Origin of the sequence: Epibacterium ulvae (assembly GCF_018678075.1) — a bacterium.
GTDB classification, from domain to species: domain Bacteria; phylum Pseudomonadota; class Alphaproteobacteria; order Rhodobacterales; family Rhodobacteraceae; genus Epibacterium; species Epibacterium ulvae_A.
The window spans coordinates 53,351-64,256 of sequence record NZ_JAHHIR010000097.1; the positions used below are offsets into that span (position 1 = coordinate 53,351).

General features: G+C 58.2%; 10 protein-coding genes and 1 pseudogene. 10 read left to right on the forward strand and 1 reads right to left on the reverse strand.

Features of this window, described 5'->3' with window-relative positions:
• Positions 1–67 precede the first annotated feature (67 nt).
• The 10 genes from KMP13_RS19180 to KMP13_RS19225 all read left to right on the forward strand — a co-directional run bounded on the left by KMP13_RS19180 (position 68) and on the right by KMP13_RS19225 (position 10,459).
• Positions 68–1,462: a trypsin-like peptidase domain-containing protein gene (locus tag KMP13_RS19180; RefSeq protein WP_215267617.1), complete on the forward strand. Its 1,395-nt coding sequence runs from the start codon at positions 68–70 to the stop codon at positions 1,460–1,462.
• Positions 1,463–1,478: 16 nt separating this feature from the next.
• The gene (locus tag KMP13_RS19185) at positions 1,479–2,807 is read left to right on the forward strand and encodes a replication-associated recombination protein A (RefSeq protein WP_215267618.1); all 1,329 of its coding nucleotides are present in this window, start codon (positions 1,479–1,481) and stop codon (positions 2,805–2,807) included.
• A gap of 139 nt (positions 2,808–2,946) precedes the next feature.
• Positions 2,947–3,324 carry a fluoride efflux transporter CrcB gene (crcB, locus tag KMP13_RS19190; protein ID WP_215267620.1) on the forward strand — a complete coding sequence of 126 codons (378 nt, stop codon included), beginning with the start codon at positions 2,947–2,949 and terminating at the stop codon, positions 3,322–3,324.
• 1 nt (position 3,325) lies between these two features.
• A complete protein-coding gene (locus tag KMP13_RS19195) occupies positions 3,326–4,372 on the forward strand; it encodes an RluA family pseudouridine synthase (protein ID WP_215267622.1) in 1,047 nt (348 codons plus the stop codon).
• Positions 4,369–5,037 carry an HAD-IA family hydrolase gene (locus KMP13_RS19200; RefSeq protein WP_215267631.1) on the forward strand — a complete coding sequence of 223 codons (669 nt, stop codon included), beginning with the start codon at positions 4,369–4,371 and terminating at the stop codon, positions 5,035–5,037. Before KMP13_RS19195 ends, KMP13_RS19200 begins: the two co-directional genes overlap by 4 nt.
• Positions 5,038–5,041: 4 nt before the next feature.
• Positions 5,042–5,749: an ATP12 family chaperone protein gene (locus KMP13_RS19205; protein WP_215267623.1), complete on the forward strand. Its 708-nt coding sequence runs from the start codon at positions 5,042–5,044 to the stop codon at positions 5,747–5,749.
• A 228-nt stretch (positions 5,750–5,977) separates the two neighbouring features.
• Positions 5,978–6,994, forward strand: a complete 1,017-nt coding sequence (locus tag KMP13_RS19210) for an amino acid ABC transporter substrate-binding protein (RefSeq protein WP_215267625.1) — start codon at positions 5,978–5,980, stop codon at positions 6,992–6,994.
• Positions 6,995–7,121: 127 nt separating this feature from the next.
• Positions 7,122–8,354: an amino acid ABC transporter permease gene (locus KMP13_RS19215; protein WP_215267626.1), complete on the forward strand. Its 1,233-nt coding sequence runs from the start codon at positions 7,122–7,124 to the stop codon at positions 8,352–8,354.
• Positions 8,355–8,356: 2 nt separating this feature from the next.
• Positions 8,357–9,655 (forward strand): amino acid ABC transporter permease, encoded by a 1,299-nt coding sequence (locus KMP13_RS19220; RefSeq protein ID WP_215267628.1) that lies wholly within the window; start codon positions 8,357–8,359, stop codon positions 9,653–9,655.
• Between the two features lie 12 nt (positions 9,656–9,667).
• Positions 9,668–10,459 (forward strand): amino acid ABC transporter ATP-binding protein, encoded by a 792-nt coding sequence (locus KMP13_RS19225; RefSeq protein WP_285895572.1) that lies wholly within the window; start codon positions 9,668–9,670, stop codon positions 10,457–10,459.
• Between the two features lie 341 nt (positions 10,460–10,800).
• On the opposite strand, the pseudogene KMP13_RS19230 reads toward KMP13_RS19225, so the two are convergent.
• Positions 10,801–10,906 (reverse strand): annotated as a pseudogene (locus KMP13_RS19230) (IS5/IS1182 family transposase); the annotation flags it as partial.

The following is a 10,906-nucleotide window of genomic DNA, read 5'->3' on the forward strand; positions in this document are numbered from 1 at the left end:
GGGTCTCCCCCTTGCATTCAGGCGCGGCGCTTAGCATATCTGGGGCCACGATATTAGGGGAGCTGTGATGTTGCGTAAGTGTTTGACCGCCTTGGCCGTTGTTCTGGCAGGTGTTGCGCCTGTTTGGTCTGAGACCCAGGTGCCGGCCTCGCAGGCCGAGATTGCATTGGGATTTGCGCCGCTGGTCAAGGAAGCCGCGCCGGCCGTGGTCAATATCTATGCCAAGATCATCACCGAGACGCAGGTGCGCTCGCCCTTTATGAATGATCCGTTTTTTGATGATCTGTTTCGCGGGTTTGGCCAACAGCGCCGCCCACGGGTGCAGAACTCGCTTGGGTCTGGCGTGATCCTGTCGGCGGATGGCTATGTGGTGTCGAATTACCATGTGGTCGGCACGGCTTCGGAAATTCGGGTGGTGACCACCGATCGGCGCGAGTTCAACGCGCGGGTGGTGCTGGCGGATGAGGCCTCGGATCTGGCGATCCTGCAGTTGGATGATGCAGAAGACCTGCCGTTTTTGACCCTGCGCGACAGCGACCGGGTTGAGGTGGGCGAGCTGGCGCTGGCGATCGGCAACCCCTTTGGCGTCGGTCAGACGGTGAGTTCGGGCATCATCTCGGGCCTTGCGCGATCCGGCACTGCGACGGGGGCTGGACGCGGCTATTACATCCAGACCGATGCGCCGATTAACCCGGGCAACTCGGGCGGTGCCTTGATCGACGTGAACGGTGATCTGATCGGGATCAACACGCGGATCCTCAGCCGGTCTGGCGGCTCCAACGGCATTGGTTTTGCCATTCCCGCCAATCTGGTGCGCGAATTTGTTCGTCAGGCCCAAGACGGTGCCGAGGCATTTCAACGGCCCTGGGCGGGGATGAGTGGTCAGCCGATGGATGCGGACCTTGCCGAAAGCCTGGGTCTGGGTCTGGTGGAAGGTATGATGATTTCCGACCTGCACCCGCAAAGCCCGTTTATGCGTGCAGGATTTCAGGTGGGTGATGTGGTGACACAGGTGGACGGCGAACCGGTGAATTCGCCTCCTGAAATGGTGTTTCGTATGAGCGTTGCTGGGTTGGGTCAGACGGCCATCTTCACCCGCGTGCGGGATGGCGTCGCCGAAGAGGTTGAGGTTGCGCTGCTGCCAGCCCCTAATGATCCCCCGGCCGAGGCATTGGTGCTAGCGGACCGCACTGTCTTTCCCGGGTTAGAGATCGCGCGAATTAATCCAGCCGTTGTCAGCGGTATGGGCTTGCCCTTTTCCGCGACAGGTGTGGTGGTGACGGCACCGGGTCCTTATGCGGCGCGCGCGGGTATTCAGGTCGGCGACATTCTGGTGCAGGTCAACGGAAAGGGGATTGAACGCCCCAAGGACGTGGACCGGGCGCTGCGGGAAAAGACCCGTTGGATGCAGGTTGAACTGATGCGCCGTGGACAACGGGTTGTGCTTCGCTTCCGACTCTGATCCATGATGGTGCGCAATGGCAGACCTGTTTGACAACCCACCCCCCGAAGGGATCCCTGAACGTGACCGGCCCGAGCCGCCGCGCCCATTGGCGGACCGTTTGCGGCCGAAATCTCTGGATGAGGTGATCGGTCAGACGCAGGTGTTGGGGCCAGAGGCACCTTTGGGCGTGATGCTCGCATCCGGCTCCCTGTCGTCGCTGATCTTTTGGGGGCCGCCCGGTGTGGGCAAGACCACCATCGCACGGCTCCTGGCGGATGAGACGGATCTGCATTTTGTCCAGATCTCGGCTATATTCACCGGCGTGCCAGAGCTGCGCAAAGTGTTCGAGGCCGCCAAGATCCGCCGCCAGAACGGGCAGGGCACGCTGTTGTTCGTGGATGAGATCCACCGGTTCAACAAGGCGCAGCAGGACGGGTTCCTGCCACATATGGAAGACGGCACCATCCTGTTGGTGGGGGCCACCACCGAAAATCCCAGTTTCGAGCTGAACGCGGCGGTGTTGTCCCGCTCGCAGGTTCTGGTGTTGGAGCGGTTGGATACGGGTGATCTGGAAGATCTGACCCTACGCGCCGAGGCGGAACTGGGCCGCGCCCTGCCGCTGACTGTAGATGCACGCAGCGCTTTGCTCGCGATGGCAGATGGCGATGGGCGGGCGCTGCTTAATCTAATTGAACAGGTTGCTGCATGGCGCACGGCCGCGGATCTGGGGCGTGAAGAACTGTCGAGCCGCTTGATGAAACGGGCGGCGAAATACGACAAATCCGGTGATGAACATTACAATCTGATCTCGGCTCTGCATAAATCGGTGCGCGGTTCAGACCCGGATGCCGCACTGTATTGGTTTGCGCGGATGCTGGAAGGCGGGGAAGACCCGCGGTATCTGGCCCGTCGCCTGACCCGAATGGCGGTGGAGGACATCGCTCTGGCGGACCCGCAGGCGCAGGCGGTCTGTCTGCAAAGTTGGGAAACCTATGAACGCCTTGGCAGCCCGGAAGGGGAGTTGGCGTTGGCACAAGCCGTGGTCTATTTGGCGCTCGCGCCCAAGACCAACGCCCATTACATGGCCTATAAGGCGGCGCGGCGGTTGGCGAAACAATCCGGCAGCGCGCCGCCGCCCAAACATATCCTGAATGCGCCGACCCAGCTGATGGAAGATCAGGGCTATGGTGCGGGCTATGCCTATGACCACAATGCCGAGGATGGGTTTTCCGGGCAGAACTATTTCCCCGATGGGATGGAACGGCCCGAGTTGTACAAACCGGTGGAGCGCGGCTTTGAGCGTGAGTTGAAAAAGCGGCTGGAGTATTTCGAACGTCTACGCGCGCAGCGCAGCGAGGGATAAGGCGCCCCTTTGGGGCGCGGCCTCCGGCGGAAGTATTTGGCAAAAGATGAAAGAGGGTCGCCCTGCCGCGCCGTCATGTGTGTGGCGCAGAGCAGGCAAAACTTGACATCTGGGCCTGCCTGCGCGACTGACCGGCCTTATGGTTTCAACAGTGGCATATGTGGCGCTGGGCGGCGCGATTGGCGCATCGTTCCGGTTTTTGGCAGGCGTGTGGATCACCCGCGCCTTTGGCGGGCTTGGCTTTCCGTTGGGGGTGCTGAGCGTCAATGTGCTGGGCTCCTTTTTGATGGGGGTATTTGTTGTTGTTGCCGCCCATCGCGGGCTGACCCATCTGTCGCCGTTTGTGATGACCGGTGTTTTGGGCGGGTTCACCACGTTTTCGGCCTTCTCTCTGGAGACGGCGACATTGGTGGAACGCGGAGATTTGGGGCAAGCGGCGCTTTATGTTGCTTTGTCTGTTGGCCTCTCGATCGGGGCGTTGTTTTTGGGCCTAATGTTGGCCAGAGGGGTGCTGTGAGATGAGCGGCGTACAGAATATTACCGTTTCCGAGGATGACGCGGGTCAGCGGATCGACCGCTGGCTGCGGCGCTTGTTTCCGCATGTGAACCAGGGCCGGATCGAGAAGATGTGCCGCAAGGGCGAGCTGCGTCTGGATGGCGGTCGGGTCAAAGCCAACACGCGGGTTGAGGCGGGGCAAACCGTGCGGGTCCCCCCCTTGGCCGCTAGCGATCTGAAACCAGCGGCTCCGCGTGAGGCACGGATTTCTGAGGCTGATGCCAAGATGATCCGCGACTGTGTGATCTACAAGGATGATGCGGTCATCGCGATCAACAAACCCGCTGGTCTGGCGGTACAGGGCGGCAGTGGCACCACCAAACATGTGGATGGGCTGGCCGACGCGCTGAAGTTTGACATGGAGGAACAACCCCGTCTGGTGCACCGCTTGGACAAGGACACATCCGGTGTTCTTATCATGGCGCGCACCCGTTTGGCGGCCCAGGCCCTGACGGCGGCCTTCCGTCACCATGCCACGCGCAAGATTTACTGGGCCTTGGTGGCCGGTGTTCCGACCCCCTATCTGGGTGAGGTCAAATGCGGGCTGGTCAAGGCTGGCGGTCATGGGCGCAGCGGTGAAGGCGAGAAGATGATCGCCGTGCATCTGAACGATGTGGACAGCACGCCGGGGGCAAAACGCTCGCATACGCAATATGCGACGCTGTACCGTGTGGCGAGCCGGGCATCCTGGGTGGCGATGGAGCCGATCACCGGCCGTACCCACCAGCTGCGGGCGCATATGGCTGAGATTGGCCACCCGATTGCCGGGGACGGCAAATATGGCGGTTCAGGCCAGGACAATATGGGCGATGGTTGGGGCGCGCAGATTGGCGGCGTAATCTCCCGAAAGCTGCATCTGCACTGCCGTCGCATGGCGTTTGAACATCCGGACACCAAAAAGCAGGTCTCGATCGTGGCGGAGCTGCCGGAGCATATGAAATCGAGCTGGGACACCTTTGGCTGGACCGAAGACCTGGCGGCGGATGATCCGTTTGAAAGCCTGCGCTGATGTCGGATCTGCGGCTGGTTCTGTTTGATGTGGATGGCACGTTGGTGGACAGCCAAGGGGCCATTGTCGGTGCGATGACCGCGGCCTTTACCGCGTTAGAGCTGCCGGTGCCATCGCGCGAAGAGATCTTGTCCATTGTCGGCCTCTCCCTGCCAGTGGCGATTGCCCAGCTGGTGCCGGATCTGGCGCCGGAGCTGCAGGCAGGTGTCGTGCAGGGTTATAAGAACGCCTATAAATCCGCGCGTGAGGCCGGTGGGGCGGCGCATTCGCCGCTCTATCCCGGTGCGCGTGAGGTGTTGGACGTGCTGAACGCAGTGCCCGAGTACCTGTTGGGTGTGGCCACCGGTAAATCGCAACGTGGCTTGGATGAGCTGATCAAAGCACATGCGTTGACGTGTTTTGTCACCCGGCAAGTGGCCGATCATCACCCGTCCAAACCACATCCTTCGATGGTGATGACGGCGATGGCTGAGACCGGTGTGGCCCCTGCGCAGACCGTGATGATTGGCGATACATCCTATGACATTGATATGGGGCGGGCGGCAGGTGTGACCACCATCGCCGTGGACTGGGGGTTTCATGCGGCCGAACGTCTGGGCGCGGATCATGTGATCACCTCTTTTGCGCAATTGCCCCCCCTGTTGAACAAGATCTGGAAAGGCTGAACAGATGAGCGAGTGGAAGCAAAAACGGTTCTGGAAAGCGGCAACTTCGGCGCCCGAGGGCGCGGGTTTCACCGTTTTGTTGGATGGGCGCAAAGTTAAAACCCCGGCCAAGGCCGCGCTGGTGCTGCCGACCGAGGCGATGGCCCTGGCCGTGGCCGCTGAATGGGACGCCCAGGAAGAGGTCGTGAACCCAAACACCATGCCCTGCACCCGCTCCGCCAATGCGGCGATCGACAAGGTTTCGATCCAACATGGTGAGGTCGCGGATATGTTGGCCGAGTATGGTGATTCGGATTTATTGTGCTATCGCGCCGAAAGCCCCGCCGAGTTGGTCACGCGTCAGGGCGAAGCCTGGGATCCGGCTCTGGAATGGGCGACACAAACCCTTGGTGCATCGCTTGCTTGCCGTAACGGCATTTTGCATGCGGGCCAAGATCCTGTGGCTCTCAAGGTGCTGAGAAACAAGACTCATGCCATGACACCGTTCCAGTTGGCGGCGTTTCACGATCTTGTGTCTTTGTCCGGCTCACTTGTGCTTGGATTTGCGGCGGCGTTGGATTGGCGCCCGGCAGCAGACATCTGGGCGCTGTCGCGTTTGGATGAAAAATGGCAAGAAGAACAATGGGGTACCGACGAGGAAGCCAGTGCAGTTTCCACCCGCAAAGAGGGTGAGTTCCAGCATGCCAAGCGCTTCTTTGACCTCTCGATCTGAGACGTGAACGCCCCATAAAACCAACAGTTTTCGACACCTCTGATCGTTCTCGATGCAGTTTGCACATCGAAACATCTAATTTCCTGATCACGCCCTTGACGTTTGTTGATGATTGATCACACACTTGGCTCGAATTTGGGACAAACCTAAGTTCGATCTGATCCGGGGGGGAACAAATTTGTCCCGGAAATAACCGCTAACAGAGCGGAAAATCAGGAAGAGGTTAAAATGAAAAAATCCGTATTTTTCGGTGCTATGACCCTTGCCGGTCTGGCAGCTGGTGCGGCCGCAGCGGCGACCCTGGACGATGTAAAGTCCCGCGGTAAGCTGAACTGTGGTGTGTCCACTGGTCTGGCTGGCTTCTCTGCACCTGATGCGAATGGGGAATGGACCGGCTTTGACGTTGCTGTGTGCCGTGCTGTTGCAGCTGCGGTTCTGGGTGATGCAAGCGCCGTAGAATTTATCCCGACCACCGGCAAGACACGCTTTACCGCGCTGGCTTCCGGTGAAATCGATATGCTGGCTCGTAACACCACATGGACCTTCTCGCGCGATGTTGACCTGAAGTTCGACTTCGTTGGCGTGAACTACTATGATGGTCAGGGCTTCATGGTTCCAAAGGAACTGGGTGTGTCTTCCGCAAAGGAACTGGACGGCGCGACCGTTTGTATCCAAACCGGTACCACAACCGAGCTGAACCTGGCGGATTTCTTCCGCACCAACAACATCAGCTATGAGCCGGTTCCGATCGAAACCAACGCAGAAGCACAACAGCAGTACCTGGCTGGCTCCTGTGACGTGTACACCACTGACGCTTCTGGTCTGGCGGCAACCCGCGCGACTTTTGATGCGCCAGATGCACACGCTGTTCTGCCAGAAATCATCTCCAAAGAGCCGCTCGGCCCGCTGGTTCGCCACGGCGACAACGGCTGGGGTGACGTGGTACGTTGGACCATGCAGGCACTGGTTGCAGCTGAAGAGCTGGGCGTGACCTCTGCAAACCTGGCAGAAATGTCCGGTGGTACCAACAACCCGGAAATCAACCGTCTGCTGGGTAGCGAAGGCACTCTGGGTGAAATGCTGGGTCTGGAAGCTGACTTTGGCGCCAAAGCAATTGCTGCTGGCGGCAACTACGGTGAGCTGTTTGCAAAAAACATCGGTGAAGACACACCGATCGGTCTGGCACGCGGTCTGAACGCATTGTGGACCGAAGGTGGTCTGCAGTACGCACCGCCTTTCCGCTAAGATCAATTGGGAGAGGGCGCGGGCATCCCGCGCCCTTTTTCCCATCTAATAACACGCTTCGGGAACGTACGGATCGGGGCCAACCTCGACAGGACATAAGTACCGCTAGCTTCGGGGATTTCACAACATGTCAACTTTGACTGACCCGCCGAAGGATTCCTTTCGGCTGTCGATGCTGATCAACGATACCCGCTATAGATCGTTGACCTTCCAAGCCTTGGCGTTTCTCGCCATGGCGCTCTCCTTCTGGTATCTCGGAAACAACCTGGTCGCCAACCTGCGCGCCGCCGGTTTGAACATCAACTTTGGCTTTCTAGGCGATACCGCGGGTTATGATATCAGCCAAAAGCTGGTTGAATATAGCAACCAAGACAGCCACAGCAGCGCTGCGTTTGTCGGCCTGCTCAACACGCTTCTTGTCGCCTTTCTTGCCTGTATCACAGCCACGGTCTTTGGTGTGGTTGCGGGTGTTTTGCGCCTGTCCAAGAACTGGCTCGTGTCCAAGCTGATGGCGTTTTACGTCGAGATCTTCCGGAACATTCCGGTTCTGATCTGGATCATCATCATCTTCACCATCATGACTGCGTTTATGCCTGCACCGCGCGCCTTTCGCGGTGACAATGCGACAGCAACCATGGTGTTTGATGCCTTTGCCTTTACCAACCGCGGTATCTACACTCCGTTGCCTTGGTTCTCGCGTGGCATTTTTGAAAGCCAAACGCTGAACTGGGTGCTGGTTCTGCTGGTCGCTTGCGGGTCGTGGTTTGCCGCGCGCCGCGTGAATGTCTGGGCCACAGCCAAACAAGAAGAGACGGGTGAGCGTCCCAATACGCTGTCGATGTTGCTTGGTATCTGGTTGGTGCCGTTTGTCATTTTGATGCTGATCATGGGCCTGTCGTGGGAGTATCCCGCGCTCAAAGGCTTTAACTTCCAAGGCGGGATCAAAGTTGGTGGCCCGCTGATCGCGCTGTGGTTTGCTCTGTCGATCTATACCGGTGCCTTTATTGCGGAAAACGTCCGCGCGGGTATTCAGGCGGTCTCCAAAGGTCAAACCGAAGCTGCAGCAGCTCTGGGTCTGCGCCCCTCCAAGGTGATGAACCTGGTTGTTCTGCCGCAAGCCCTGCGGATCATCATTCCGCCGCTGATCTCTCAATACCTCAACATCACCAAAAACTCGTCCCTCGCGATTGTCGTAGGTTACGCGGATATCACTGCCACATTGGGCGGGATCACGTTGAACCAAACCGGCCGTGCGATTGAATGTGTTTTGTTGTTGATGGCGTTCTATCTGACTGCATCCTTGCTGATCTCGCTTGTGATGAATGTCTACAACGCCTCCGTTAAACTGAAGGAGCGTTGAGGATGACGGATCAAACAACCAACTCCATCGCCTTTGTTGCAGATGGAAATATTCCTCAGTCTCCGCCGCCTGCGCGTGAGACCGGGGCTGTCAAATGGATACGTGCAAACCTGTTCTCCAGCTGGGGAAACTCACTGCTTACCATTGCTGCGGGTCTTGTGATCTATATGGTTCTGTCCGGGGCCGTTCCTTGGATGTGGAACGGTGTCTGGACCACATCCAGCCTGTCGGAATGTCGTGAAGTGCTGGCCGGCGAAGTCGGCGCCTGTTTCTCGGTCCTGTCGGAACGGTGGAACCAGCTGTTGTTCGGCTTCCAATACCCGTCTGACCAATACTGGCGGCCAACCTTGGCATTTTTGCTGCTGTTTGTCGCGGGCGCACCGGTCCTGTTCTTTGACCTACCGCGCAAACTGTTGGCCTTTACGGCGATCTACCCGTTTCTTGCCTTTTACCTGATCTGGGGTGGTACTCTCATGGCGCCCATCGTTGCGTTCCTCGGTGTGGCGGCTGCGGCATTTGTCTTTCAGACCTATGGCAAAGGCAGCTTTGCACTGGGCTTCTTTGGCGCGATCATTGCGGCATTTGCAGTCTGGTTCGTCGGTGGTGCACTGATCCCCGAAGGCGCGTCTGAAGAGGCGATGTTGCAGGCGGTGCCATCACGGGATCTAGGCGGCTTTATGCTGAACCTGATGCTGGGTGTGACCTGTGTGTCCTTGTCGGTGCCGTTGGGCATTGCGCTGGCACTGGGGCGGCAATCCAATATGCCGCTGATCAAGTGGATCTGCATCATCTTCATCGAATTCGTACGGGGCGTGCCGTTGATCACGCTGCTGTTCGTGGCTTCGGTGATGCTGAGCTACTTCTTCCCACCTGACAGCACAGTGGATCTGTTCCTGCGTGTGGTGATCATGATCACCATGTTCTCGGCGGCCTATATCGCCGAGGTGATCCGCGGGGGCCTCGCCGCCTTGCCAAAAGGGCAATATGAAGCAGCAGACAGTCTGGGTCTGGATTATCCGCAGGCCATGCGCCTGATCATCCTGCCACAGGCACTGAAGATCTCTATCCCGGGTATCGTGAACGTGGCCGTTGGTCTGTTCAAAGACACCACGCTGGTTTCGGTCATTTCGATGTTCGATCTGGTGGGGATGATCCGGGGTCCGATCCTGGCCTCGACCGAATGGGCCGGTGTCTACTGGGAGCTTCTCGGGGCTGCCGCGCTTCTGTTCTTCGTCGTCTGCTACGGCATTTCTCAATATTCGCAGTGGCTCGAGCGTCGTCTCGCCACCGATCATCACTAAGGAGTTCAAGATATGTCTGAACTTGCAATCGAACGTGAAATCGACCGCACCAAAATGTCCGTTTCGGACGAGGTGGCGATCCAAATTACCGGCATGAACAAGTGGTACGGTCAGTTCCACGTGCTGCGGGACATCAACCTTACCGTAAACCGCGGTGAGCGGATCGTGATTGCCGGACCTTCGGGTTCGGGTAAATCCACCATGATCCGCTGCCTGAATGCTCTGGAAGAGCATCAGGAAGGCCAGATCATCGTCGACGGGACCGAGCTGACCTCTGATCTGAAAAACATCGACAAGATCCGCTCGGAAGTGGGCATGTGTTTCCAGCACTTCAACCTGTTCCCACATCTGACGATCCTGGAGAACTGCACGCTGGCGCCGATCTGGGTGCGTAAAACCGCCAAGAAGGAAGCCGAAGAACTGGCGATGCACTTCCTGGAAAAGGTAAAGATCCCGGAGCAGGCGCATAAATACCCCGGCATGTTGTCCGGTGGTCAGCAGCAACGTGTGGCAATCGCGCGCTCTTTGTGCATGAAGCCCCGCATCATGTTGTTTGACGAACCGACATCGGCGCTGGACCCTGAGATGATCAAAGAGGTGCTCGACACCATGATCGAGCTGGCCGAAGAAGGGATGACCATGCTCTGTGTGACCCACGAAATGGGCTTTGCCCGTCAGGTGGCGAACCGGGTCATCTTTATGGCGGACGGTCAGATCGTGGAACAAAACGAGCCGGAAGAGTTCTTTAACAACCCACAGAGCGAGCGCACCCAGCAGTTCCTGAGCCAGATCCTGGGTCACTGATCTCTGCACTGCAGCTGTTATAAAACGGGAAGGCCGGGCATTTGCCCGGCCTTTCTGGTTTTGTCGCCGGCGCTCCGGCTTGGTTGGTGCCCGTTTCATGCGTCGACTTGAGAGACGCTGAATTCATTTTAAGTAGCTGCTTTTATTTACATAATTTGATTCGTTGTCGATCTTGGGCAACCTGGAAGACGGTCGCTATGTGGCTAGGTGTTTGATCCCATGGTTTGATGGTGCGATCTGTTATTTGGAATGGAAGGAAGCATTATGAGACAAGTACGTCACGGGAGGGCTTTGTTGCACAAATCCGTTGCTGGGCAGGCTTCCCCTTTCCCCGGACGGGCTTATCCTACGGGCTCCGTGATGGGTATACCAAGAGCGGTGTACTGGTTGAGGACTGCAACACGGATTTGGATCTCCGCGACCTGCCGGTCGAAGTCCCGCGCCCTG

What these genes read in the sequence shown, in the direction of transcription:
- KMP13_RS19185 (WP_215267618.1), top strand. Translation starts at nt 1,479, where the DNA reads ATGGCAGACCTGTTTGACAACCCACCCCCCGAAGGGATCCCTGAACGT.
- KMP13_RS19220 (WP_215267628.1), top strand. Translation starts at nt 8,357, where the DNA reads ATGACGGATCAAACAACCAACTCCATCGCCTTTGTTGCAGATGGAAAT.
- KMP13_RS19225 (WP_285895572.1), top strand. Translation starts at nt 9,668, where the DNA reads ATGTCTGAACTTGCAATCGAACGTGAAATCGACCGCACCAAAATGTCC.
- KMP13_RS19195 (WP_215267622.1), top strand. Translation starts at nt 3,326, where the DNA reads ATGAGCGGCGTACAGAATATTACCGTTTCCGAGGATGACGCGGGTCAG.
- KMP13_RS19180 (WP_215267617.1), top strand. Translation starts at nt 68, where the DNA reads ATGTTGCGTAAGTGTTTGACCGCCTTGGCCGTTGTTCTGGCAGGTGTT.
- KMP13_RS19205 (WP_215267623.1), top strand. Translation starts at nt 5,042, where the DNA reads ATGAGCGAGTGGAAGCAAAAACGGTTCTGGAAAGCGGCAACTTCGGCG.
- KMP13_RS19215 (WP_215267626.1), top strand. Translation starts at nt 7,122, where the DNA reads ATGTCAACTTTGACTGACCCGCCGAAGGATTCCTTTCGGCTGTCGATG.
- KMP13_RS19210 (WP_215267625.1), top strand. Translation starts at nt 5,978, where the DNA reads ATGAAAAAATCCGTATTTTTCGGTGCTATGACCCTTGCCGGTCTGGCA.
- crcB (WP_215267620.1), top strand. Translation starts at nt 2,947, where the DNA reads ATGGTTTCAACAGTGGCATATGTGGCGCTGGGCGGCGCGATTGGCGCA.